Annotated in this window: 30 protein-coding genes; 14 read left to right on the forward strand and 16 right to left on the reverse strand. The window is 34.9% G+C overall.

Annotated elements, in window-relative coordinates; translation table 11 throughout:
• Positions 1-218 precede the first annotated feature (218 nt).
• Positions 219-1418 (forward strand): alpha/beta hydrolase fold domain-containing protein, encoded by a 1200-nt coding sequence (locus tag ACVWXS_RS04500; protein ID WP_456956405.1) that lies wholly within the window; start codon positions 219-221, stop codon positions 1416-1418.
• A gap of 434 nt (positions 1419-1852) precedes the next feature.
• Here ACVWXS_RS04500 and ACVWXS_RS04505 read toward each other — a convergent pair whose 3' ends face one another.
• The 4 genes from ACVWXS_RS04505 to ACVWXS_RS04520 all read right to left on the reverse strand — a co-directional run bounded on the left by ACVWXS_RS04505 (position 1853) and on the right by ACVWXS_RS04520 (position 4288).
• A complete protein-coding gene (locus ACVWXS_RS04505) occupies positions 1853-2563 on the reverse strand; it encodes an ABC transporter permease (protein ID WP_456956407.1) in 711 nt (236 codons plus the stop codon).
• Between the two features lie 11 nt (positions 2564-2574).
• The gene (locus tag ACVWXS_RS04510) at positions 2575-3270 is read right to left on the reverse strand and encodes an ABC transporter ATP-binding protein (protein WP_456956409.1); all 696 of its coding nucleotides are present in this window, start codon (positions 3268-3270) and stop codon (positions 2575-2577) included.
• Positions 3271-3407: 137 nt separating this feature from the next.
• The gene (locus tag ACVWXS_RS04515) at positions 3408-3956 is read right to left on the reverse strand and encodes a PadR family transcriptional regulator (protein ID WP_368635013.1); all 549 of its coding nucleotides are present in this window, start codon (positions 3954-3956) and stop codon (positions 3408-3410) included.
• A gap of 197 nt (positions 3957-4153) precedes the next feature.
• Positions 4154-4288: an MBL fold metallo-hydrolase gene (locus ACVWXS_RS04520; protein ID WP_456956411.1), complete on the reverse strand. Its 135-nt coding sequence runs from the start codon at positions 4286-4288 to the stop codon at positions 4154-4156.
• A gap of 599 nt (positions 4289-4887) precedes the next feature.
• On the opposite strand from ACVWXS_RS04520, the gene ACVWXS_RS04525 reads away from it, so the two are divergent.
• On the forward strand, positions 4888-5640 hold the full coding sequence (locus tag ACVWXS_RS04525) for a DUF1266 domain-containing protein (RefSeq protein WP_456956413.1): 753 nt from the start codon (positions 4888-4890) through the stop codon (positions 5638-5640).
• Positions 5641-5718: 78 nt separating this feature from the next.
• Here ACVWXS_RS04525 and ACVWXS_RS04530 read toward each other — a convergent pair whose 3' ends face one another.
• Positions 5719-6477, reverse strand: coding sequence for a class I SAM-dependent methyltransferase (locus tag ACVWXS_RS04530; protein ID WP_456956415.1), 759 nt, complete (start codon positions 6475-6477; stop codon positions 5719-5721).
• A gap of 412 nt (positions 6478-6889) precedes the next feature.
• Here ACVWXS_RS04530 and ACVWXS_RS04535 point away from each other — a divergent pair, with 412 nt between their 5' ends.
• Positions 6890-7474, forward strand: coding sequence for a GNAT family N-acetyltransferase (locus tag ACVWXS_RS04535; RefSeq protein ID WP_456956417.1), 585 nt, complete (start codon positions 6890-6892; stop codon positions 7472-7474).
• A gap of 204 nt (positions 7475-7678) precedes the next feature.
• Positions 7679-7885: a hypothetical protein gene (locus tag ACVWXS_RS04540; RefSeq protein ID WP_456956419.1), complete on the forward strand. Its 207-nt coding sequence runs from the start codon at positions 7679-7681 to the stop codon at positions 7883-7885.
• Between the two features lie 299 nt (positions 7886-8184).
• On the opposite strand, the gene ACVWXS_RS04545 is transcribed toward ACVWXS_RS04540, so the two are convergent.
• Positions 8185-8505, reverse strand: coding sequence for a hypothetical protein (locus ACVWXS_RS04545; RefSeq protein ID WP_456956421.1), 321 nt, complete (start codon positions 8503-8505; stop codon positions 8185-8187).
• Positions 8506-8648: 143 nt separating this feature from the next.
• Between ACVWXS_RS04545 and ACVWXS_RS04550 the strand changes: the two genes are divergently transcribed.
• Entirely contained in the window at positions 8649-9041 is a 393-nt protein-coding gene (locus tag ACVWXS_RS04550) for a ribosomal maturation YjgA family protein (RefSeq protein ID WP_456956577.1), read from the forward strand.
• Positions 9042-9141: 100 nt separating this feature from the next.
• On the forward strand, positions 9142-9384 hold the full coding sequence (locus ACVWXS_RS04555) for a hypothetical protein (protein WP_456956423.1): 243 nt from the start codon (positions 9142-9144) through the stop codon (positions 9382-9384).
• A gap of 65 nt (positions 9385-9449) precedes the next feature.
• On the opposite strand, the gene ACVWXS_RS04560 is transcribed toward ACVWXS_RS04555, so the two are convergent.
• Positions 9450-9911 (reverse strand): NUDIX hydrolase, encoded by a 462-nt coding sequence (locus ACVWXS_RS04560; protein ID WP_456956425.1) that lies wholly within the window; start codon positions 9909-9911, stop codon positions 9450-9452.
• Positions 9912-10054: 143 nt separating this feature from the next.
• On the reverse strand, positions 10055-10411 hold the full coding sequence (locus ACVWXS_RS04565) for a hypothetical protein (RefSeq protein ID WP_456956427.1): 357 nt from the start codon (positions 10409-10411) through the stop codon (positions 10055-10057).
• Between the two features lie 104 nt (positions 10412-10515).
• Here ACVWXS_RS04565 and ACVWXS_RS04570 point away from each other — a divergent pair, with 104 nt between their 5' ends.
• Complete coding sequence (locus ACVWXS_RS04570; RefSeq protein ID WP_456956429.1) at positions 10516-10728, forward strand: hypothetical protein; 213 nt, start codon at positions 10516-10518, stop codon at positions 10726-10728.
• A 64-nt stretch (positions 10729-10792) separates the two neighbouring features.
• Positions 10793-10987: a hypothetical protein gene (locus ACVWXS_RS04575; RefSeq protein WP_456956431.1), complete on the forward strand. Its 195-nt coding sequence runs from the start codon at positions 10793-10795 to the stop codon at positions 10985-10987.
• 99 nt (positions 10988-11086) lie between these two features.
• On the opposite strand, the gene ACVWXS_RS04580 is transcribed toward ACVWXS_RS04575, so the two are convergent.
• The gene (locus tag ACVWXS_RS04580; RefSeq protein WP_456956579.1) at positions 11087-11695 is read right to left on the reverse strand and encodes a DUF4304 domain-containing protein; all 609 of its coding nucleotides are present in this window, start codon (positions 11693-11695) and stop codon (positions 11087-11089) included.
• Between the two features lie 513 nt (positions 11696-12208).
• Here ACVWXS_RS04580 and ACVWXS_RS04585 point away from each other — a divergent pair.
• Complete coding sequence (locus tag ACVWXS_RS04585; RefSeq protein ID WP_456956433.1) at positions 12209-12724, forward strand: excalibur calcium-binding domain-containing protein; 516 nt, start codon at positions 12209-12211, stop codon at positions 12722-12724.
• A gap of 194 nt (positions 12725-12918) precedes the next feature.
• On the opposite strand, the gene ACVWXS_RS04590 is transcribed toward ACVWXS_RS04585, so the two are convergent.
• A complete protein-coding gene (locus ACVWXS_RS04590; protein ID WP_456956436.1) occupies positions 12919-13767 on the reverse strand; it encodes an alpha/beta fold hydrolase in 849 nt (282 codons plus the stop codon).
• Positions 13768-14043: 276 nt separating this feature from the next.
• On the opposite strand from ACVWXS_RS04590, the gene ACVWXS_RS04595 reads away from it, so the two are divergent.
• Positions 14044-14199, forward strand: coding sequence for a hypothetical protein (locus ACVWXS_RS04595; protein ID WP_456956438.1), 156 nt, complete (start codon positions 14044-14046; stop codon positions 14197-14199).
• A 215-nt stretch (positions 14200-14414) separates the two neighbouring features.
• Here ACVWXS_RS04595 and ACVWXS_RS04600 read toward each other — a convergent pair whose 3' ends face one another.
• The 3 genes from ACVWXS_RS04600 to ACVWXS_RS04610 all read right to left on the reverse strand — a co-directional run bounded on the left by ACVWXS_RS04600 (position 14415) and on the right by ACVWXS_RS04610 (position 16912).
• On the reverse strand, positions 14415-15119 hold the full coding sequence (locus tag ACVWXS_RS04600; RefSeq protein WP_456956440.1) for an alpha/beta hydrolase: 705 nt from the start codon (positions 15117-15119) through the stop codon (positions 14415-14417).
• 294 nt (positions 15120-15413) lie between these two features.
• The gene (locus tag ACVWXS_RS04605; protein WP_456956442.1) at positions 15414-15740 is read right to left on the reverse strand and encodes a hypothetical protein; all 327 of its coding nucleotides are present in this window, start codon (positions 15738-15740) and stop codon (positions 15414-15416) included.
• A 311-nt stretch (positions 15741-16051) separates the two neighbouring features.
• Positions 16052-16912, reverse strand: coding sequence for a metallophosphoesterase family protein (locus ACVWXS_RS04610; RefSeq protein ID WP_374967543.1), 861 nt, complete (start codon positions 16910-16912; stop codon positions 16052-16054).
• Between the two features lie 378 nt (positions 16913-17290).
• On the opposite strand from ACVWXS_RS04610, the gene ACVWXS_RS04615 reads away from it, so the two are divergent.
• Together ACVWXS_RS04615 and ACVWXS_RS04620 are read left to right on the forward strand one after the other, a co-directional pair.
• The gene (locus tag ACVWXS_RS04615) at positions 17291-17512 is read left to right on the forward strand and encodes a hypothetical protein (RefSeq protein WP_456956444.1); all 222 of its coding nucleotides are present in this window, start codon (positions 17291-17293) and stop codon (positions 17510-17512) included.
• Between the two features lie 82 nt (positions 17513-17594).
• Positions 17595-18080 carry a tetratricopeptide repeat protein gene (locus ACVWXS_RS04620; protein WP_456956446.1) on the forward strand — a complete coding sequence of 162 codons (486 nt, stop codon included), beginning with the start codon at positions 17595-17597 and terminating at the stop codon, positions 18078-18080.
• A 478-nt stretch (positions 18081-18558) separates the two neighbouring features.
• On the opposite strand, the gene ACVWXS_RS04625 is transcribed toward ACVWXS_RS04620, so the two are convergent.
• The gene (locus tag ACVWXS_RS04625; RefSeq protein WP_456956448.1) at positions 18559-19443 is read right to left on the reverse strand and encodes a LysR family transcriptional regulator; all 885 of its coding nucleotides are present in this window, start codon (positions 19441-19443) and stop codon (positions 18559-18561) included.
• A gap of 140 nt (positions 19444-19583) precedes the next feature.
• Here ACVWXS_RS04625 and hutG point away from each other — a divergent pair, with 140 nt between their 5' ends.
• Both hutG and gltS read left to right on the forward strand, forming a co-directional pair.
• On the forward strand, positions 19584-20546 hold the full coding sequence (gene hutG, locus ACVWXS_RS04630) for a formimidoylglutamase (RefSeq protein WP_456956450.1): 963 nt from the start codon (positions 19584-19586) through the stop codon (positions 20544-20546).
• Positions 20546-21730, forward strand: a complete 1185-nt coding sequence (gltS, locus tag ACVWXS_RS04635) for a sodium/glutamate symporter (RefSeq protein WP_368635023.1) — start codon at positions 20546-20548, stop codon at positions 21728-21730. Before hutG ends, gltS begins: the two co-directional genes overlap by 1 nt.
• A gap of 61 nt (positions 21731-21791) precedes the next feature.
• Here gltS and ACVWXS_RS04640 read toward each other — a convergent pair whose 3' ends face one another.
• Positions 21792-23057 carry a polysaccharide deacetylase family protein gene (locus tag ACVWXS_RS04640; protein WP_456956453.1) on the reverse strand — a complete coding sequence of 422 codons (1266 nt, stop codon included), beginning with the start codon at positions 23055-23057 and terminating at the stop codon, positions 21792-21794.
• Between the two features lie 452 nt (positions 23058-23509).
• Positions 23510-24346, reverse strand: a complete 837-nt coding sequence (locus tag ACVWXS_RS04645) for a D-alanyl-D-alanine carboxypeptidase family protein (protein WP_456956455.1) — start codon at positions 24344-24346, stop codon at positions 23510-23512.
• Between the last annotated feature and the right edge of the window lie 2 nt (positions 24347-24348).

Genomic DNA, 24348 nt, shown 5'->3' on the forward strand with positions numbered 1-24348 from the left:
TGTGTGCGTCTAATACGTAAATCCACTATCTATTATTTTTTATCTATATTTCTTTTTTGTAGATTAACTATACTAATAAAAAAATTGATTCTATATATAATATTAAGAGAGAATTGTATAAGGCACTTTAATATCCGAGTGTATTTGGTTCATAAATTTTTTTGGAGGATATGTACTGTCGGAGATAAAATATATTCTTTATGGAGGAATTTTGAAATATGGAACAAAAACAGTTAACCTTATGGCGCCCTAAAGGTTTTTTTCAGTGGCTACTTACAGGCTTTTCAATGGTACTAACACTTCTTATTGCCATGATCACATATGCCATTTTTAATACAACTAATATTCTTAGTGTTGTTGGTTTCCTTGGATCGCTAGCATTGTACACTCCATGGTTTTTATTAATTCTAACATTTTTTATCATAGTGCTATTAATACTTGCTTCTTGGAAGAAAGCTAAAATCGCTCAATTTATTTCGACCTCACTATTGCTAATAAATGTATTTTTAATTATAGAGCCAATTATAGAAATGGAGAACTATGCTAAAAAAGAAAATGTTCAAGTTTCACTTTACTCTCACTTTTTTAACAAAACTGAAATATCATCAACGTTTATAAAAGATATCGTATACGGAAAAACTACAGATGGCGTAGAGTTAAAGCTTGATATGTGGCCCGCCAATGAAAAATTTAAAAACACACGTACCCCCGCTGTTATAAAGGTACATGGAGGCGGATGGGTTGAAGGTAGTAAAGCGAGTGCCCCTTATTGGAATCAATGGTTAAGTGAATTAGGATTTACTGTTTTTGATATAGAATATCGCATGCCTCCCCAAGCAGGATGGAAAGATGAGGTAGCTGATGTGAAATCAGCAATAGGATGGGTAGTAGAACATGCGGATACTTACAAAATTGATCCTGAAAAAATAAACTTAATGGGTGATTCAGCAGGTGGAAATCTAGCTATGCTTGCTGCTTATAGTATGGGTGACACAACTTTACCACCGTCCACCGATGTACCTTCAGTACCTATTAATACCGTGATTAACTTTTATGGACCGTCAGATATGACAAAGTTTTATCAGAATAACCCTAGTCCGGGCTATGTGCAAAATGTTATGAAAGAGTATATAAGAGGCACACCTTCACAATTTCCTGATCGTTATCAAAAGCTTTCTCCTGTCAATTATATTGGTGAACACACACCACCTACCATTATGTTTTTAGGAACGAGCGATAGTCTTGTCCCAACAGAACAAGCTATAATATTGGACAGGGAACTTTCAAAGAATAATGTTTCTCATGAAATCTATTATCTTCCGAAAGCTGAACATGTTTATGATGGAGTACTAGGTAGTTTGAATACCCAAATTACTTACGAGAAGCTCAAGGTATTCCTTCAGAAATATAACAAATAAAATGATACAGAAAAAATTGTAGATAAAGTTGATTTTCAAAAGAGCCCTGAATATAGCAATTATGCCACGGCATAATTGCTTCCGGAATCGGCTTTGTACTTAGGCCTGCACGAGGGCCGACACGATGTCGGTCATTTCGGTAATGCCACAGGACGTGGCGTTTTTACCGATGCAGGTCAGTTAGCCTAAGAACTCCTTTCCGATTCCGTGACATCCACCAGAGGCTTTAACTTCTTTCAGCGGGTGTTTAGACTCCTGTTGAAAGAAGTTAAAGTGTCCCCTGTCAGGTAGACAAAATTTAAAAAAACGAAACGAAGTAACCTGAGCTATAAAGCCTGTAGTGGACTTTCACCACCTAGTTGTTGAGTATGCTGGTGCATATTACAACATGACCAGACTTTGAGTTCTGGTCATTTAATTTATTGCTTTTACAATTATTGATCACTATACTTAAATGTTTTTAAGGAAATAATAAGTGTCAAAGCAAGGCATCCTAGTAAGTGAAGTACAGATTCTCCCCATAAACTAAAATTATTTAGAAACGCAGCTTTAATGCCATTTAAAAACCATTCAAATGGATTTACTAGACTAATATATTGTATAAAGTCTGGCGCCTTTTCCATTGTAAAAAATGCATTACTACAAAGGAGCATTGGAATCATCAGAACATTAGCTGTCATACTCAAATGTCCTTCATTTTTCACGAGACTTGAAATAAAAAAGCTTAAAAAAACAAAACTTAACGAAGCTATTAAAATAATTGGTGTCATATAGAGAAGAACATATATGGAAAATTTCAATTGATTGATGACTAAAGCGAATAACAGCACTATATATGACAGGATAATAGCTATGACAGACCATGAACTCGAAACACTGACGATATATTTCCATAAAGGCAAGGGTGTTGCGTGCAGTAAATTATAAACGCCTCGTTTTCTTTGAGATAACGCTATAAAAGCTGTAGTCATAAATGAATAAAAAAATACACTAACAGCAACGATTCCTTCTATATAATCTCCTGAATAGTTCGGTAAAAATATCCTTAACGCAATAATCGCCGCGAATGGCATCAAAATTGACCAAAATAGTAAATACATATCTTTCATGCTGGATTTTAAATTTAATAAAAAAACAGTTTTCATCCTCTCACTCCTCACTTTGTTAATTCAAAAAATAAATCCTCTAAATTTTGAGTTTGGTATTGCGCTATTAAATCGTCAGGTGAACCATTTGCTATTATTTTTCCGTGATGCATGATTAAAATTCTGTCAGCCACATTCATAACCTCCAACATATCATGGGAAGAAAATAACACGGCAACGCCACTTTCTTTTAAGCGCTTAATGATATGTTGAATTGCCTTTTGCCCCCTTGGATCTAAACCTGCAGAAGGTTCATCCAAAATGACTAGCTTTGGATTATGCAAACTTGTCACGATGATGGCTAAGCGTTTTTGCTGTCCTAGTGACAGTTTGATTGCAGGCGTTTTTTTAACATGCAGTAAATCAAAGGCTGCGAGCTTGTCATCAATCATCTTGTTCGTTAATGTAATTCCATAAAATGCAGCAAATAATTTCATATTATCTTCTACGGAATAGCCTTCGAAAAATGGTGTTGATTGAAGTTGGGTGCCTATTTCCTTTTTATAATCGGATGTCCAGTATTCAATTGTTCCACTGTCCTGAGGAATAATACCAAGAAGCATACTGATGGTTGTTGTTTTCCCAGCACCATTTGAGCCAATTAAAGCTACTATTTCACCTTCTTGAATATCAACATTTATATGATCAACGACACACCTTGCCTTATAATTTTTCGTTAATTGATTAGCGCTAATTAGCCTTTTCATATTTTCTCTCCTCCTATCAATTTTGCTTCGGCATAATTGCGTCGGGAATCAGCCGAGGCTTTAACTTACTAAAAGCCTGTAGAAATAAGTTAATGTTGTATATTCAACGTTGACTATATGGCTATTTTTTAACTCCCTCATTCGAGAGAGTTATTTTTTTTCATAATGTCTATCGCTTGATTAACAAACTTCGATTGTACTTTTACAATTTCTAGCATATTATCAAATGCTAGTTGTGTTAACGCTGGCATTTCACCTTGCATAGCAATCAGTTTAGCCTCATAACCAGCATTGATAGCCTTTTCTTCATGTTCTAAAATCTTTTTCTGCTTTTCTAATGCTTCAACTGCTCGAGCGTTTGGCAATTTAAATGCAAATGATACACCAGAATACAAAGTTGTGGGATAAACTACAGAAGATTTTTCAAGAGCCTCGATAATCAATTCTTGCTCATGTGCCCTTCCCTTTTCAGTAATTTGGTAAATTGCTTTTTGCCTATGACCCGTCGATTCAATACTAGCCACCTCTATATAGCCATCTTTTTCAAGCTTTTTTAGGGCATTGTAGATAGAGCCGATTAGTACACCACCCCATCGTTCAGCATCATTTAATTCAAGCATTGTTTTAATATCATAGCCAGTCATTGGTTTTAGACCCAACATAGCAAGAACTAATAACCTTGTCATAATAATCACCTTTTTATATTCAACGTTGAATAAATTGACTATAACGATTCTGCATTTTTTTGTCAATAGGTTTTTAATTATTTCAGACTACATTGAAATTTTGTAAAAAACTAAATACATCGTAATAAAGTTTTTTATGATAAAATAAAACATATTGCGCCATCAAAGGGCATGATTCAATTCTCGCTGTAGCAAATTTATTTGCTACAGCTTTTTACATTCATGAAGGAAAATCGCCAAACCTCAGTTAAAGGATGGGTATAAACCGCCATCCCCCAGTATTCAATTAAATCAATTATCGCCCCTACATGATCGAAGTGACCGTGAGTCAAAATTAATACTTGAGGCCGATTATTTGATCCAAACCACTATCTGCTATTGAAATAATGTTATATGCACTTTTTGGCATACCAGCATCCACCAATACAAATTCACTTTTATGAGGTTCAACGTAGTGTACGATATGAACAATTTGAATCGTATGCTGGTATTAATCAGACAATACCACTACACCTTCTCCACTCCAAATTGAAGTTGTTGGAATATATTTAAAGTCGCTACCATACTTCATATCTTTATGCATGGAAAACCCTTCTTCCCCATTGAATTGTAGACAATCATATTTTTTCTTTATACAGTAAAAATATAGCAAGCAAAAAATCAAAACTAGCGACTTTGTTAACTAACTTCCTCTTCATGTCCCCTCCCTTTAGTAATCCATCGTGCAAACACCTCTATATCAATCAACAATTGTCATCCTCACCAATGATAATAAGTAATAAAATAGTCACATTGTAAAACTAATACAGCAAATGTATAATTTTACTATACTTTACTAAAAGTGAGTGATTCCATTTTAAATGGCGCAAAATAAAAACATGGAGAGGAATGTGACAATTTGAAGATTTTTCTAATTATTGTAGGCATTATTGTGGCAATTGTGATTTTACTTATCGTCGGTTTGATCACATCGAGCAAGAAAATTGAAAAACAGAATAAAAACATGCGAGCAGAAATGGAGAAGGCTAACCCTTTGCCGAAGGAAAAACAGCATTTGCTTGCCTACGGTGCTAATCTCGCTCTTTACCGCACTGATTCGCCACGGATACTGCCTATAGATGTAGATAATGAAACTTTGAGGGAGGTCCTTTCTTCATATTGGAACGTTCATAATCAGGATGAGGCTGCAGAAACCCTGGAATGGTTGCTTACGGAAGGACATCGTACGAGGTTTGATCAGCTTCTTATGGCATTAAAAGCTGGCCAGTCTTTTATAGAGGAGGAAGTGGGAAAATCCCAGGAATGCTATGAATCAGCCCAAGAAGCGATGATGAAGAAGCTTTCCTTCGCGAAATCCGATTTTGAGCAGGTGAACACCATTGCTGCCTGGGATTTTGACCGAGCTGTAAATGTTGCAAGATGGAGCTACATAGTTGGTTATATTACTGAGGAACAGGCATGGGGCTATATAACACGAGCAGCTGATGCCGGAAGCCATTTCTTCCAATCCTGGAAGGACTATTTTATTTCATTCGCATTTGGCCGTGCCATTGCTTACGAGGGTGACATTTACGACATCATTTGGAATGGAAAAGAATTGCTAGATGAAAAGGACTCAATTTGGAATGAATTTAATATTAAGCGATCAACGGTACAGGAATCTGTAACATTGGACAAGGTATGAGAAAAAAAGAATTATAATTAAATCTAAAAACCTGCTAGATATTTAGCTATTTTCTTAGCTAAAATCTAGCAGGTTTATTTATTTACGAACTGCTTCAAAGGTAAGTAATGAATGTTCTTTTGAAGGTTTTTTGTTGTAAACATATTCAGCGGAGCAAGAGATATCAGAAAAACCAATGCTTGTTAATATATACTGGAATTCTACTATTCCGTACCAACGTATCGGAAACCTTTGTAATTCTGTATCAATTAATTTTCCATTTCTCCATTTTTCATATTTTAAAATGGTTAGCGTATATTGATCGATCCAGTTAATTTCAACGGATTTTCTTTCTAATGCAATTCCTTCCTCTTTCGAAATCTCATAGTAGGATGAAGCAATTTCCCCTGTTCGCCAGTCTGTAGGTAAAAGCAAGTCTACAATTAAGCGTCCTCCAGGTATTAAATGATTATACATACATTTTAATGCATTCATCGCATCTTTTGAATTCTCTATTAAACAAAACGAACCTGTCGGCATTACAATCACTTCATATTTCGAGTCTAATGAAAAATTGCTCAAGTTACCTTCATATAGATTTGGCTTGAATCCTCTTTCTTTACAGCGTTTTCGGCATAAATCTAACATTTCAGGCGAGTAGTCGATCCCCTCAACATTATATCCCTTTTCGAGTAAAGGGATTAAGAAGCGTCCAGAGCCAACTCCCGCTTCAAGTACTCTTCCCTTTGTTCCGTTTAATCGTTCAAGATAATATTCAATATCCCCACCAATAGAATATCCTACTGGTTTTGTCAAATCATAAAGTTCTGTACATAAAGGACCGTAATAACTATACATGTCAATTCCTCCGATTTCGCGCAGAAGAATCTATTATTCTTAGTTCTTCCACACCTTAATTTTTTTTGATGGAATAAAAGAGCTGACTATCATCGTAAATCACTCACTTTCAGGAAAATATAGGTAAATTATATACTTTTAATCAATATAACACAATCTGACTATTTTATACGGGCGAATGATTTTGAATTTGGTTAATTCAAAGATCTTCCTTCCAAAAAAGGATTTATTTTCAATCATTTATACAATATAATGTACGAATTAACACAAATTATCAAAAAAAACTGTTGCCCGAACCAATCAGGCATTTAGTAGCAGTTGTCCCCGTTTAATCGCTTTGATTCAACTTCATCAACTTGAAGTGGAGTTCTTACTGCCAGTTATTTACGATAAAAAGCAAGGAGAGAATCATATGAATGTAGAAAAAGTGTTTGCAGCTTTCCCATTATTAAGCTCAGAAAATCTAGTGCTGAAAAAAATTGAAGATGCACATTTACAGGAAGTATTTGCAATCTATGATAATGACAAAGTATTTGAATATTGTGGGATAATTCCTAAACATAACCTACAAACTGTGAGTAAAATGATCGGGCATTTTGACAGAGATTATCAGAAAAAACACAGAGTAAAATGGGGCATTTTCCAAAAGCCTCAATGCGATACGTTGGTTGGCATGATCGAAGCAATAGACTTTAATCAAAAAGTGAATATGGTAACGATTGGTTATTTTTTGGCAGAGGATTATTGGGGTAAGGGCATTGCATCTGAAGCTGTAAAAATTCTCATAAAATTTTTATTTGAGGAAGTTAATATTAACCGAATACAGGCTGAGGTTATGCCTTTAAATGAAACATCTAAAAAGGTTCTCCTGAAAAATGGCTTTTTAAAAGAAGGACTTTTAAGGCAAGCAACGTTTTGGTCTGGTAAAGGTGTAGTGGATTTAGAAATATACGGATTGCTTAAAGAAGAGTACAATGCAAAATCATTAAATAGATAATTTTCTTAAAAACTGTTCGTCCAAGTTTTTAGATTTTGAAACGTTTTTCGACTTGAATCTAAATTTTATAATATTCTCCCCTCTTATCGCAATCGTAATGGGCCTTTGATGATAGACAAATTACCAATTCACCTAGGTTTTTCAACATAAATTAATAATATCTGGCTGGCGCTAGCATTACTTTCATACAGAAAGGGTGAAAAAATGGGTGATAATCGATATTTAGAGCGGATGGAAAGGGATTTTAACAATTACCATAAATTTGAGAAGTTTTATTATGATCAATATCATAGCAAAGAAGACAACTATGAAGTTGTCGAAGATAATCATTATAAAATAAAATATTACAATCATAAGGATGTTAAACAAAAAAGTAAAGATTATAGTCAAGAACTAGAAAAAAAAAAATGAAAAATGACGATCATTGTAAGGGTTGCGTTTGCAATCATTTAAAATACGTTGAACCTGGAACATTAGTAGATGTTTTCTTATCGAATGGCAGTAGTTTTATCAACATATTCTTCCTATATTTTGATAACCAAAGCTGCAGCGCACACTTCCTAGAAATTGGAGCAACTGCCATGCGACTGATGATTGACTGCGAAAAAATAGAAGCCATTCGTAATTAATCTCTGGATAATAAGGATAAAAAAGTAACAATCTAGGCTCTTCTAATCTAGAAGCAGCCTTTTTGGAATGAAATAAAACCATCATGTCCTGTGAGAATGCCTTCGTGACCAACATCCTGTTCGCTGACGTTTCACTTTCACATAGAAAACATTTGTTGCTGACGCTTCGCTTTCGCACAGAAAACATTTTGTTGCTGACGCTTCGCTTTCGCACAGAAAACATTTTGTTGCTGACGCTTCGCTTTCGCACAGAAAACATTTTGTTGCTGACGCTTTGCTTTCGCACAGAAAACATTTTGTTGCTGACGCTTCGCTTTCGCACAGAAAACAATTTGTTGCTGACGCTTCGCTTTTGCACAGAAAATATTTATTGCTGACGCTTCGCTTTCGCACAGAAAACATTTTGTCCCTGGAAAGCGCCGAGTCGGGATGGAAATTAACTATATGTTATGGTGAAGAGCCAACTTAATACATACTATCAACACGCCGAAAGAGTGATTCAATTGACTAAAGAGCAAAAACCTATTAACCCCCAATACCGTTACATGCGAATAGCTTATTTGATCGCTATTGTGATCACCATTATATTAGGCCTAGCTTCTAGAAAATGGAGCCATCTGCTTCTGTCATTTGTTGCGCAGAACGCAGGGGACATACTATGGGCTATGATGGTCTATTTCGGATTTCGATTGTTGCTAGTACGTAAGAACATCCTCCCTGCCATTGTGCTCAGCTTTTTGTTTAGCTTCGTCATTGAATTTAGCCAGCTGTATCAGGAAGACTGGATTAATCAGATTCGCGGGACATCGCTCGGGGCTTTGATATTGGGCAAAGGTTTTCTTGCAGTGGATTTGATTCGATATACAGCAGGGATAATAATCGCTACTGTATTAGATAAGGCGGCACTTAAAATAGTCATTCAATATTTTAAATTATAATTTCAATAACTAACGATACTTGTAATGTAGTATATATTTGGCTCATCACCGAAAGCTGTGGATGACATTTGTTAAAACATATACTATGTAAATAAGTTGATTGGAGTGGAGGCTGGGTGACTCCTTGGGGATCAGCGTCACAGATGAGACCCTGGAGCGAGCAACGCGAGTGAAGCGGCTCATCGGACGCCCCCAGGAAGCTTTGCTCTGTGCGAAAGCGAAGCGACAGCGAAGCGACAGCAACAAAGCGCCCAGTCGGAACGGAAATCAACCACACGTTTTGGTGAAGAACCATATATTTTTCAAAAGTGTAATTATTTCCAGTTGTCCTTATTCAACTTAAGCCAACTATAGTTGAATAAGGACATTGGTTGTCTCTGTCTTTTATTGTGGTGAAAATTCGTCAGATTATTTTATTACGGGCAATGTCATCTGATTTACCCAATCCTTTATGAATCGCTCTTGATGCGAATTCAAATGAGGTAGGTTACTACGAGGAAAGAATCGATGTTCATGACTTTCTTCTGTGTTATGAGTTAATTCCCCTGAAAAACAACTTGAATGGAAAATAATCTGAACGCTGAAAACCTTATCTCCATTCTGGTATTCTGAAAATCCTTCTTCACCTGAATAAAGACCAAACAACTTTAATTGTTCAACTATCAACCCTGTCTCCTCAAATGTTTCTCGTACAGCAGTTTCAAGAAACGTCTCTCCAGGCTCCATAACTCCCCCTGGGATGCCCCAAACATCTCGATCTTTTCGATGTTGTAGTAAAATCTGATTCTCATGTTCAATAATAATTCCACAACCTACAGTCATTAGCATTTCATTTCCAATTAACTTACGAATTGTTTGTATGTAGTTCATCATTTCCTCCAGGAATCTCTAATTTTTGATTAATATACAAAGCATTTTACTCGGGATCCTACTTCAACTATCCTGTTCCTATAATCAGAAAAGAAAAAAGCAATTACCTTAATTTCGTAATCGCCCCCATCATTTGTAATTGTTTAATACAGTTCTCCATCATCACCTTGTACCATTGCATCTATTTCTGATGCTATTTCTTTCATTTTTTCAATAATTTTATCTTTAGCATGCGAAACGGTAATCTGTCCGTTGTTATATAAAAAAGGAACTTTTATATTTCCGTATGTCCATATAAAAAAATCTCCACCAATGAACAGACAAACAGGGGCAGATGTTGAGAATGTTTCGGAGTATTCAAAATCACTTTTTCCATTAAAATATTCTATTAATTCCTCTAAAGTAATTGGGTTATCTACACTGTCCGCCCAATCATCTGCTCTTGTAATATGAAAATTATAACTCACATTAACCCAATAAGGAGAAAGAAGAGGAACCAATAGGAGGTTCTTATCCTCTTGAAATCGATGAAGAGAAATCGTCTCATAATGGTGAAGGTGAATCATATTTTACTTATGATGGTAGTGTTCCATTTAAAATATCTTTGTTAAATACTGGTGCTGAAAGCTTTTTATACAAAATTCAAAATGTAAATAAAGATACAAATGTAACAAATGGAGTTTTAAAAAGTAATGAAAGTTTTGAGCGGATATTTGATGGATTACCTGAAGGAACTTATGTCATATCTTACGTTGTACAAGAGGAAGAGCCTCCTGCAAATATAAAACTTAAGGTAAAGGTAGAGTTACTTCCTTAAAGTACTATATAAGTGTTTTTCATGCTAACGGCGCAGAATACTTGAACAAGTAAAATGGGATTTAATGTTAAATTATAGCGAGTGGGAAGTGGAATCTAAGTCGTTTGGTTCATTATTTACAACTTCTGACGCTACTTTTGAAGATGGTTCATTTGTTTTAGATGAAAATGCATTACACCCTGATAAGAGTATAATAAATGTACATATACAGGCTAATTTAAAAATCCTCATAACTTCTCCTATCCAAAATAGTCAATAAGGAGAATTATACAATAAAGTACAAAACTTGATGAGTTAGGTATCATCAAGTTTTTTTGCCACCACATCATTTCTCACTTACGTTTTCTACGCTGACTCATCACTTATCCAATTCCACTCCGTATTTATTGAAGATTGCATTGTATTTATTTTCGAAAATAGGCCATCGCTTTTCCGTTCCGTACTTTTCCTGCAATGCCTTGAAATAATTTTTAGCCGCTGCTACATCATTGGATTGTAATAATAAATGAAAGTTCTCTTCGCCCAAATGTAAAAATGGACCTGAAGTGTAATAATCAACAATGGATCTGGTACTAGTCATAGTATCAAAGAAATGAATAGCCTCCTCTAATCCACTTAGCAGCGTTTTTCTTAAATCATCCATATTGGTATCAAGAGTGATTGAAAATCGATTTGGAACAGACTCAACAATTTCCCCAATTCTTGCTCTGAAGTGACACTCTGCTTCTTTAGGTGCTGTCACAATCTCTCTCGATTGTATCTGTGCCAACTCTGCTGCATAAATACTGCAGTTAACATAAAACATTATGTTGTCCGCTGAATTACCAGAAGATTTTTGGAAATTGAACATGTAGATGAGGCTTTCTGTTTTCTTATAGAAATTCAAACTCTTCTTTGCGAAGCCACATTTAGAAAGGAACGGCTTAATATCCTGCTTAATCATATCACTAAAGAGCTGTTGCAATATGTTACCTCCTAGAAGATTACTATAGATTTTTTGTTTTAAATACGTATTTGCTAAGACTTTCGAAGATTTTATTGCTACTTCTAAATACAATATAGTAGCTCGCATTCTAGAAGAATATTTATTTTGTCCATATTATAACATTTATCCGGTAACTCTCTTACCCCACTGCCCATTTAACAGTCACTGCAATATCTTGCCTTGAGCCCTTCCGTTAGTCTGACTCCAACGACCACGGTGCATCACTGACTGTCGCTCTTTTATGGGAAGCACTCACGGGAAATTCATCCTATTTAGGTTGATACACCAGCCTCTAATATGATTGGCCGTGGGAAAGATGTTTCAAATTGAAGCCTTATTTTACTTGGAATAAATTTCTAATTTACTTATCAGATGTTTACAAATAAAATGAATTGGTGCTAATTGATTTTAGAATTTACGGGGGAACAAATGAAAGACAAGGATTTTATATATGTACTAAAATTATTGCTTATACTCGTGTGCCTATACATGCTTATGCTTGTATTAGAATGTATTGTAGGTTCAATTTGGAATCTCTTATTATTTATTACAATCATTCTCACAGTAGTATGGTGCTATTATAGAAAGAAAAAAGAAAAAACATATGCCAAAGGAATCCTTTTACTTATAATATTAATTTTATTAGCCATTTGGTTTATTGGCCCCTGTGTCTACGAACGACATATTGCTGAAATGAAGAAAACAGAGTTAGAAGAAAAACAAAGAGAAATTGAAGGTGAAAAGTACTTAAAAGAATTGGAAGAAGATATGAAGAAAGTTCATGAAGAAACACAGGAAGATCTTGCTAAAAGAAAGGTACAAGAAGACGAATCTAAACAAAATGAAAAAGCCAATGCCTCGTCTACTCCTATTTACAATTTTAAAGATGATAAGGATTGTTCCGATTTTAGTAACGCTTCTGAAGCAACTAAATTTATGAAAGAATCAAAGGCTGCTGGCTTCGGATACCATCGTTTGGATGGAAACGGAGACGGAATTGCTTGTAACTAAGAGATATTAACAAATGTGCTCGTCTTAAGGAATTGGGTCATTAACTTTAAATGGAAAATCGCTAGAGAATTATATTACTTCTCTAGCGATTTTATTTTTAGGGTGCCTGCCTAAAGCGTCACCTTATCTATTTGTACAACAAACATAAATGTTACTTGACATTCTGATGAACAATGATCACCTATAAAGCATAACTACGATTCATTCATCCAATCAATTAATTCTCGATCAAAAGTATCTGGTTCTTCAAACATTGGATTATGGCCACTTTTTTCAAAAATGACTTTCTTCACATTTTCATAGGAATTATCTATTGAATCCCAGAGTGAAACAGGAGCTACTAAATAATCATACCGACCTAATCCTAAAAAAATAGGTTTATCGAAATGAGCCATTGATTGGATTAGATTTCGTTCAGCAAATGCTATCCCCCAGAGGTAATCAATAACTTCCATATTGGTATATACACCATCCCACATAGAAGCAGCGTTGAACGTATAATCATAAAAGCTATGGGCTCCCATCCGGATACACATATGCACAAAGCGTCTTTCCGGATCATTGTGTATATCATTTTCTAAGAAAGCAATATCATGCTCAAATTGCTTTTTTCGTTCAGCACTGGCCGTCTCAGTATAAAAGGAAAAACTTTGATTTTGTCTGTCTTGACTGTTTGTTGGTGCAGAATTTAATAAAATAACCTTTTGAACATACTGAGGATATTTTTTAGCATACTCCATGGCCATAAATGCATGTCCGGAATGTCCTAAAATGATAAAATCCTTAAGCTGAAGCAATTGTCTTGCTGTTTCGATATCCTCTACAATTTTATCCAAAGTATAATCTTCCTGCTTTAAAGAACGAGGAGGCTTCACAAAACCTCGATGATCTAAGAAAATAAATTGAAAATGTTTATATAAGTTTTCCGAGAACAAGCGTGGGTAATACACACTGCTGCCAATTACCAATATCGGCTGACCTTGCCCCTTCACACAATATTTTAAATCAAATCCTTCACTAAAGAAGCTTTGATAATTATTCATAATAATAGTCCTCTTTTCTTTTTTATATAGAAGAGCGATCGTAAGTGCTCTTCTTTCTATCACACCCTTTCTTTTTTACATTCCCGCGTTTTCTCCATAGAACGTTCTAGCATTCTGACTCACCTCGATTAATATTTTCTATGTAATATTTATAGTCAAAATAGAATTTTTAAAATAAGCACTTATTCCCTAATTATGCAATAATAAATTATAGCCTTACATACGTTTTTAGTAAACTTTAAGAGAAAAAGCCGACTAGAAGAAGCAAATGAACTAATGGTAGCACTAGTTAAAGAAGATCCTGAAAATGGATACTATCAATATCAATGTGCATGGACTTATGATTCCTTAGGAAAAGAAAAAGAAGCTGCTCCCCAATATGAAAAAGCGATTCGATTAGGGCTTAATAGAAGCTTATTTAGGATTGGTTAGCACCTGTCGTACATTAGGGCAATATGGTCAGGCAAAACGTTTTTTGAACAAGCAATAAGCGAATTTCTAGCAGCTGAACATTTAGAGGTTTTTATACTATGGCGCTCTATAATCTCGGTGAACATTCAAATGCTATGGAAACTTTATTAAATACAGTAATTCCGACAACTAATCATGAAGGAATAAAAATTTAAGGTAGTTATTCTTTATTCACTTTAATCGATGTGCTTGTGTAACCACTGCTCAAATACTTTCAACTGTTCTTCAGTATGAAAGTAATGTTCACCTGCTTCCATGACTTCTAATTCACAACTGTGTTTTTTTGTAAAATAGTTAATAGTTTCAAATTCGCACAGTTCGTCCATGGCTCCATACATAATATATGTATTTGTATTCCATGTATTAATAGGATTTTCTTTTACATAGCATAAATAATCCCAATATAACTTTTGACCAATAGGTGTTTCTATAGTCATTTCTTTTTGCAAAAGCTCTGGTGTTACATTAAACCATTTCATCATATTTTCGATAATTCGTTCCATATTAATTACCGGTGATAAAAATAATGCCTTTTTTAACACATCGTTTTGATAAGCTAAAAGGCTAAAATAAGCTCCCATACTACATGCAAACACGCTTACTTCTTTCCAATGTTCTTTTGCGTAATTCATAATTATAGATAATTCACTAACACAAAACTGTACTTTACAAGGAGTATTATCATTTTTTCTTTCTCCATGCTCAGGTAAATCAAAGCTTAATACTTGATAACCTTTTTTATTGGCTTCTTCAGCTAATATTTGAATCACTGTATCTTCTTTATTTGACATATTTCCATGTACTGCAATAAAAATTTTTTCACTCTTTTCTCCCCATAAAACTGCGGGAATATTACTAATTTTAAAATTGTCTTTAAACATATTCCCTCCATAGAATAAGACGTATGGGATTTGCAAAAAATCACATCCATTTTATATTCTTCTACTTAGTTTCAATAAATCAAACTATTCATAACTTACCGCAAATTAATTATAATATCTCTCTATATCTGTATAACATAGTCTACTTTAGTTCAGTAACAGACAGTATGAAGAAAACAGTAAAGAGCGGAATGTCTCCCATTCTTATTTCAGTTAATAATTGACGCATTTTCGTGTTGTCTCGCACATGCACTTAAATAAGAACCTTCCATCACTTTGTTTGGAATATGAGCACTAATCTTCCGGCATTTGCCAACCCGTTTCCTCATCCCAAATGGCATCCGTATCATCTAGATGCACATGCCAATCCCCATTAGAAAGACTTCTTCTAATATCCGTCAAACAAGTCAACCAATAAAACAGCGCATGCAATGTATCTTCAAAATCATCTGAAAAGGGTAGCTTTGTTGAACCTGCAAAAATCACTGTTGGTTCATCCTGATCATAGTCATAAACACAAAATGTTTCTCCAATATCCTTCATTTCAAAACCCGCATTGTATTTATCAATGATGGCCGTTATCTCTTGCTCCTCACTGTTGGTAAGGTTATGGTTTCTCATACAAGTGTAATAAACAGAAACTCCCATGCTACATTTCTCCTTTATTATGGTTTTTACAACAATCATTCATGAACTTACATCATCATTATTATTCCATATTAATCCATTTTAAGTATATATTTATCACATTAAACTGCCCGTTAGCCATCCATGTAGCGCAAAAACCAGCGCCACACCACAGAAAATGAAAGATGATTAAGTTCTTTCATGGGAGTTTAAGAGAACAGCAACGCTTATTAAACAATCGCTCCGATTGTGGAAGATCATAAGTACATGTCTTATACAATTAATCTGTCGTTAGTTGAAAAAGTTCACTTTATCCCTTTAAATTTCCAGTAATTTTTTTCAAAAAAATTAATTATCTCATCTTTATAGTTAAATTTATCATTGAGCTTTTGTAATAACTCAATATCATGAGTATGAGTTTTTCCTGTCTCAAGCATTTCTCGATATAAGTCAATATAAGGAAGTTTATTATTAATAGCGTTGTTTAATTCCTTTTCTACATCATAGGAAATTTTTTTAAATCTCACCTCAGCAATCCCCGTCTCATCAATTTCAAGAATTGCATACTGAGCACGTAGGTCAGAATGTAACTTGTCCCATTTATAAAAGGGCTGTCCTATAGTTCCTGGGTTAATAATCAATTGATCCTTGCTACTATAGCGTAACAATTGGTGATGGGTATGAGCATAAATTGCAATATCGTAATCATGCTCAAATAAATGATCAAAATTTTTCTGATTATTAGTGGGCCATAAATCCCCTCCATAATTTTTGTTTTGTAAATTATGGCTAATACTGATAGATAGATTATTAACTTGTCTTGTTAGATGTAATGGTAAATTCTTAATAAGATTAATATAGTTTTCATCCAAATTTTCACACTGATACTGGACTAACCTAGAAACATAGATATCAGAAGCATTATCAAAGTCAATCTCTTTATTCAATACGTCAAGGAAGCAGTCCTCCCAATTTCCTTTAACATAAGTAGCAACTTTAATACTATCTAATATTTCAAATAAATCATTTGCCCCAGGCCCAGGCATGATTAAATCCCCTAAAAACCAATATTCAGTGACACCTTCTTTGATCGAATCTTCGATAACTGCTTTTAAAGCACTTGCATTCCCATGGACATCTGCTAGTAAAGCAATCCTATGTTTCATGTCTTTCATTTGCCCTCCCCTAAAATTGACAATATAATCAAAATAGAATGTATATTCTTATTTTATCCTTTTATGGTATTTTATGAAATTTATTTAACCTGTCCCCTTAGTTTAAGACAAACCTTATACCATAATGGTGGATTAATTACTAGAAGGGCAATTATCTTATGTAATGAAAAGATTATCTACTATCCTTTATCGTGAGGATCATCATACACTAGAGGGCCATCCAGCGAGCAAAAAAAGAAATAAGAGATGCACAAAGTCAGCTAAATGTATGTTTTCATAAGGACTATGTGCATTTTATTTAAACATTTGGCGGGCATTTGCAGGACTAACAGTTCATGTTTTTCCAATGGCTCAAGTCTAGAAAAGGAAATGGTTGGTGATTTAACGCTTGAATTCCGAGAGCAATTCAAAAATCATTCTCCTGCAAAGATTTTAAATACCAGTTATGTAATCTCTTTGGAAGGTTCAGGCAATCCAATTTTTATCAATCAGGCAGGACAAGTTTTTATTTGTAATAACGATACGGGAGAAATCGAGCTATTAGCTGATTCATTCGAGGAAATGATTGATGAAAATTTTTTTGAATGGTAATCAGCCTCTTATTTAAATAATTAGATTCTAGAAACTCAGATTGATACTACTTTTACTAAAAATGAAGCAAAGGATAAATGATATGAATAAGCGATTACAACACATAATCACATTAAGAAAAAAAGGTCGACTAGAAGAAGCAAATCAATTAATGGTAGCTCTAGTTAAAGAAGATCCTGAAAATGGATTCTACCAATTTCAATGTGCATGGACTTATGGTTCATTAGGAAAAGAAAAAGAAGCTGTCCCTCACTATGAAAAAGCAATTCAATTAGGGCTAAAACCCGAAATATTAGTAGATGCTTATTTAGGATTAGGTAGCACCTATCGTACATTAGGACAATATGAACAGGCGAAACATATTTTTGAACAAGCCATAAGCGAGTTTCCAGAAGCTGAACATTTAAAGGTTTTTTATGCTATGACGCTCTATAATCTTGGTGAACATTTAAAGGCGATGGAAACTATATTGAATACTTTACTACTTACAACAAATCATAAAGAGATAAAAGATTACAGTAAGGCTATTAAATTTTACAGTGATAAGCTAGATCAAACGTGGGATTAGTAGCACAAAATCATAAAAGATCAGGACCTATTTGTGGACCTGATCTTTTGTCTTTTGAACATACTTAGAGTTTCTCGATAAAACGCTAAAAAGTATCGATAAATCCACAATATTAGTCGATAAATTTAGTATTCTTCTCGATAAAATGAGTAAAGAAAGTGATTCTTAATGGAAGAATTCGTTTTCTCACAATTTATGCTGTTAACATTTTCTTCATGAATGATAATATGATATAATAAGAACATATATTCCCCCTCTTTTAATTTCTTCACGGGAATATTTTGTTTTTTTATAAAAATAAATTGGGTGCGAGAATATATCCTTAAGTATAATATATACTGTCGGATAATCTGTATTTTTCCATTTTAGGTTTAGGTGCCCTATTGAATAAAAAATGGTGTTGCAAGGAAAATTCATACACAACACTACAATTCTTGTATAATGAATTATTTTCATACAATAGCTTTATCTTGATCTTTTAGTGCTCAAAAAATTGCACTATATCCGTAAGTAATTGACGAATAGCCAAAGGAAGATGACGATTTTTTAAATACACCACATACACATTGCGTCGTAAATTTGGACAGTCTATTTCTTTTTGTACAATAGTTTTAGCTGTAGGGCCTTTTAAATAATTTTCAGGTAGAATGGTAATCCCTAAGTTTTCACGAACGAGAGACACAGCCGTCTCAAAACGTTCGATTTCAAATTGGATATTAATGTTTTTTTCAGCCTTGTCAAATGCATCTAAAATGTCACGTCTCGTTTGAAAGCCCTCTGTACCAATAATAAAAGGCTCTTCACTTAAATCACCGATCGTCAGTTTATCCTTCTCCGCTAATGGGTGATTTAATGGTAAAACAGCTACAAGTCGCTCTTCATATAGGCTCTTCACTTCTAGCTCTTCATCATTCATGATCTGGTTAGTAATAATTAAGTGTGTTTTATAGCTTTTGAGTGATTTTTTGACACGCTTACTTCCTAAAATATCCACTAGATGAATCATCATTTGTGGATATCCCTTTTTATATTCTGTAATGACTTTTGGTAGCCAATGCTTAATCGATTCCATAGCGCCAATCGTTATTTCACTTGTGCCATGTACATTGACCTCATCCATTTCTATTTTTAAAACTTCCATGTTTTTCAATATAACTTTTGCCCGTTCATATAAAAGCTCACCTGCTTCTGTTAATTGCAGATTTCTCGTATTTCTTTCAAGTAATGGTGAACCAACTTCATGCTCTAACTTCTTTATAGCATTGCTTAAGGAAGGCTGTGAAATATGTAGTTTTTCAGCTGCCTTTGAGAAATTCATTTGGTCCGTCACTGCTATAAAATATTGTAATTGTTTAAAATCCAAAACATCCTTCTCCCCTATTTATAGTTAAAAGCTATAGATTAATATTAATTATATATTAGTAATTATAATTATGCGAATATATAATAAATTTATAACAATATTAACACTACAATAATATTGAAAACGGAGTTGATATAACTATGTATACAATGACAGAACAAAAACAATGGAAAGGCCGTATAGATTCAACGACAAATTCGAGTAGCTTTCGTTTACATCAAAAAGTAAAGAGAATTCCGATTAATGATGTAAGCGCTTCAAATCATCCGCATGCGGGAATTGTTGGCTTTATTTGTGATGAAGGTGTACGTCGAAATCAAGGACGTATAGGGGCAGCGAGTGGACCTAATGCTCTGCGTGAAGCATTATCTAGCTTACCTTGGACATTTAATGATGAGCAGCAAATTATAGATGTCGGTAACGTTATTTGTCTTAACCATGCATTAGAAGAAGCGCAGGGTGAGCTCGGTGAAATTGTCAAAACATTGCTAAATAATAAATTACAATGTGTTGTGCTAGGCGGAGGACATGAAACGCTATACGGACATTATTTAGGCGTTCGTGCCGCATTACCAAAGGACGCGAAAATCGGCATTGTCAATATCGATGCTCATTTCGATTTACGACCATATGATGAACAACCATCGTCTGGTACAATGTTCCGTCAGATTTTAGAGCAGGACCCACATGCAGATTATTTTGTATTAGGTATACAACGATACGGCAATACAAAAGAGCTATTTGAAAAGGCCGATGAATTGCACGTGAACTATGTGTTAGAAGAAAATATGACGCCAGAAAATAATGCGCAAATTACGGATGATCTTCAACAATTTATGGATCATCATGATTACGTTCTCTTAACACTATGTATGGATGTGCTAAATGCTGCATTTGCACCGGGTGTTAGTGCTCCATCACCGTTTGGACTAGATCCAACGACTGTACGCACGATACTTCAAAAAGTAACTTCGCACCCAAATACACATTCTTTTGATATTTGTGAGGTCAATCCTTCACTTGATGAGAACGGACGCACAGTTAAATTAGGTGCTTATTTTGTCTATGAAGCACTTAACAACTTACTTAGGGGGCAAGGTTAATGATCGAATTCAATCAAATCACAACAATATTTCTAGCAGTCGCTCTATTCGCATTGGGCGGCTGGCTCATTAATAAAATAAGTTTTTTAAAGCGCTTTTGTATTCCAGCACCTGTTGTTGGTGGCTTACTATTCGCCGCCTTGGCAACTATTTTAAAGACAACTGGCGTATTAGAAATTTCGCTTGATACGTCATTACAAAGCTTATTTATGATTACGTTCTTCACAACAATTGGCTTAGGGGCAAGCTTTAAACTTGTTAAGCTTGGTGGAAAATTATTAGTTATTTATTGGTTGGCTTGTGGTTTCCTTGCCTTAATGCAAAATGTTATAGGTGTCTCACTTGCATCGCTGATGGGCATTCATCCATTAATCGGGATGATGGCTGGTGCTGTTTCAATGGAAGGTGGTCATGGTGCAGCAGCAGCATTTGGACAAACTTTAGAAGATCTAGGTATTTCATCAGCCATGACAATCGGTGCGGCTGCAGCTACATGTGGTTTAGTCGCTGGTGGCTTAATCGGTGGTCCTATCGTGAAGTACTTAGTTAGTAAATATAATTTAACGCCAGATGAACAAGAAACGGAAGAAATTGAATATGAAAATAAACATGAACAAATTACATCTGATTCATTCTTTACACAAGTATTATTAATTACGTTCTGTATGGCAGTAGGTACATATGTTGGAACATTATTCTCAGAAGCTACTGGCTTCGTATTACCTAGCTATGTCGGTGCAATGTTTGTAGCTGTGCTAGTGCGCAATATTATGGATAAAGTAAAACCTGAAGCGATTAACATGAAAAGCATTTCTATAATAGGCGATGTTACTTTAGGGATCTTCCTTTCAATGGCACTTATGAGTGTTAAATTATGGGAAATCGCTGATTTAGCACTTCCACTATTCATCATTGTGTTCGCACAAGTATTCTTTATTGTCGTATTTAGTATCTTTGTATTGTTTAAATTACTAGGAAAAAATTACGATGCTGCGGTGATGGTGGCTGGTTTTGCAGGTCACGGTTTAGGAGCAACACCAAATGCAATGGCCAATATGTCAGCCGTTGTCCAACGTTTCGGTCCATCTCAAAAAGCATTTCTTGTCGTACCAATCGTAGGAGCGTTTTTAATCGACGTATTCGGTATTCCGATTATAATTACGACGATCAATTTATTTAAATAATCAAAAAGCCGTGCAATTGTCATGTAGAGACAGTTGCACGGCTTTTCTATTAACCTATACATTATTGTAATATTTCACTAACAGTTACAAATTCATAGCCTTGTTTTTGCAAATAAAGAATAACATTTTCAAGACCATTGGCTGTCGATTGATGAATATCATGCATTAAAATAATGCTTCCATCTTTCGCTGACGCTTTCACATACGATAAAACTTTATCAGCATTGCGATGCTTCCAATCTAGCGTATCAATTGACCATAGAATAGAAGGCGTCGTAATGACTGAACGAACTTTATCATTCGTTGCCCCATATGGTGGACGGAAAACTGTTGGATACTGACCGATTGCGTTATATATAGCATTGCTAGTTTTATCAACTTCTTGTTTAACAGCTGATGTCGATAAGCTTGTTAACTTCGGATGGTTCCATGTATGATTGCCAATTTCATGACCGGCCTCATAAACTTGTTCTACGATTGCTGGATTTTTCGATACATTTGTCCCAACCATAAAAAATGTGGCCTTTGCATCATACTTCTTTAAAATCGCTAAAACTTGTGGCGTTACTTTTGCATCCGGCCCATCATCAAACGTTAAAGCCACACGCTTCTTTTGCCCTTTCGCTACTGGTACACCTTTATTGTATACTTTGTTATCAAGTATTTGAATATTTGCTAGCTCTGAGGCTTTCACATAACCCTTTTGGTCACCCGCTTCTACATAAGCCCATCCTGCAATCGTTGTATAGTGCTGAACGACCGTTTTATTGGCAAGTGTCCCAACAATCTCGCCACTTGGACTAGCAGTTACATGAAGCACAGCACCATTTACAGCATTTACTCGTTTCTTTGTTGCAACTGGTTTCTTTATAGAATTCGTAGCAACATAGCCTGTTTCATGACCATATTGGACAAATGACCAACCTCCAGGTGCTGATCCATAAACAAAAATTAGCGTGTTTTCATTAAGCTGTCCTATTTTTTGTGCACTTGGACTAGGATATGTAAATAAAGTTGTACCACCTTTTTTCGTCACTACATATTTTTCAGACGTCAGGTTTTTTAATGTTGCCGTTTCTACGTATCCCTCAAACTTTTGAACTTTAATATGAGTCCATTCCTGATTTACAGGTGTAGCAGTTACATAACTTCCCTTTGCTACTTGCCCAATTACGGCACTATCAACGGAAGCTTCTGCATAAACTACTGCGTCTTTTGCTACTGATTGAATAACGGTTGTACCCTCAGCCTTTGCAGAAGTAAAATCTACAAATACAAAGCTGATTAAAAATGTCAAAAAAATTGCATAGGGTAAAAGCTTTTTCATTGTTCAACACCGCCCTTATCATTACTGAAGTCTTTTTTCGTATGTTTTCTCTAAAATATTCTAGGATTCGACTCTTATTATAGATGAATAGACTATTCCAGAAAATAGTATGAATCAACTAGTTTTTGTGATTAAAAATTTCTCTATTAACATTTTTCGGTAGCCAGGAACAACGGCATGTTGTTGAAATGTTTACTGATGCTTTTCTAAAAAATCTTTCATTGTTATTTTGATAGCATGTAACACCTCCCCTCTTAAATTAAAATGGTTGATTGTATCCCCTAGCGTGAATACATTGTTAGCTATTTTATCGACATCCAAATGATTCCCAACATTTGTGCCGATCAAAGGCTCCCAAAATGCCTTCTCTTTTTGGGTGCATGAAGTCACCCTATTCATAAGACGATTGTAGGGCTTAAAAAAGTTATTAATTTTTTCATATTTTTTTCCTCTTATAGTGCATCAAACGCTGTAAGTGCATCTTCAATATGAAGTGGTGGTGTCCAAGCTTGCCCTGCCGCATTAGTCGTAACGAAAATATATTGTTCACCATGTTTTTCGATAATAGTGGCTAAGCAAAGACCAGCCACAGGTGTGTAGCCCGTTTTCCCCCCCAATATTGCACTTTCTCCACTTGGAATTTTAGTAAAAAGTGAGCTTGATATTGTTAGCTCATTTGGTACATGGGTTATATAGCTTTTAGAAGTCAAAATTTGATAAAATGTAGGATTTTCCATAGCATAACGAAATAGCTTACTAATATCACGGACACTTGAGACATGAGCGTCATCATGCAATCCGCTGGCATTTACAAAATGCGTATCGTCCATCCCGAGTTCTTGCGCTTTATTGTTCATTAACGTCACAAATGCCTCTTCACTACCTGCAATGGCATCGGCAAGCGTACCTGTAGCATCTGCCCCAGAGGCAAGCAATGTCCCATATAATAAATCCTCTATCGTCACAAAATCCCCTGCCTGAAAGCCAGCCATGGATGCATTTTGAGCAGTAAATTTTGAAATCGTTTGTGCTTCTACAATTGTTTGCTTCTGTAGATCAGGACTCATCTCAATGGCAACGATTGCTGTCATAATTTTCGTTAATGATGCAGGATAAATAATGGCATCTGCATCTTTTTCGTATAATACATCTCCATTTTTATTCAGTAACAAAGCATTTTTGCTATGTAACGAAGATAGGTCTATTTGCGACTGTTCCGTTGTGTTATTTGTATAATAAAAAAAGATTGCTGCCACACATATACAACAAAATAAGATAAATTTTTTCATAA

The organism is Lysinibacillus sp. TE18511 (assembly GCF_054062295.1).